1 protein-coding gene is annotated in these 463 nt (G+C 63.3%); it reads right to left on the bottom strand.

What is annotated here, in order from left to right:
- Positions 1–119 precede the first annotated feature (119 nt).
- Positions 120–463 (bottom strand): uracil-DNA glycosylase (locus EOA28_RS38165; RefSeq protein ID WP_189342433.1); only part of this gene is annotated, 344 nt, incomplete at its 5' end.

Genomic DNA, 463 nt, shown 5'->3' with positions numbered 1-463 from the left:
GATGAGGGGTGTTCCAGGGAAAGCCAGCGTCTCACTCCGCTGGAACACCCCTCATCCGTCTCGGCGCTATCGCGCCGATCCACCTTCTCCCACAACAACGGGAGAAGGAAAGGTGGCGCTTATCCCAACGCCTTGAGCTTCGCCTTGACCTCGAGAACATCCCGCCAGGCCAGTTTCTTGTGCGCCGGCGTCCGCAAGAGATAGGCCGGGTGCAGTGTCGGCATCGCCGGAATGGCTATGCCCGATGCGGTCGTGTGCACCCGCCAGTTGCCGCGCAGGCGCAGGATGCCTTCGGTCGTGTTGAGCAGCGTCTTGGCCGACGGTCCGCCGAGATTGACCAGCACTTTCGGATTGACCAGCTCGATCTGCCTTTCGATGAAGGGCCGGCAGATTTCGGTCTCATGCGGCGTCGGCGTACGATTGCCCGGCGGCCGCCACGGGATGACGTTGGCGATATAGGCCG

The organism is Mesorhizobium sp. M2A.F.Ca.ET.067.02.1.1, from assembly GCF_004023285.1.
In the GTDB taxonomy this organism is placed as follows: Bacteria; Pseudomonadota; Alphaproteobacteria; order Rhizobiales; family Rhizobiaceae; genus Mesorhizobium.
Note: the sequence above shows the minus strand (reverse complement) of the source record. Positions and strands in the feature narration are given on the sequence as shown.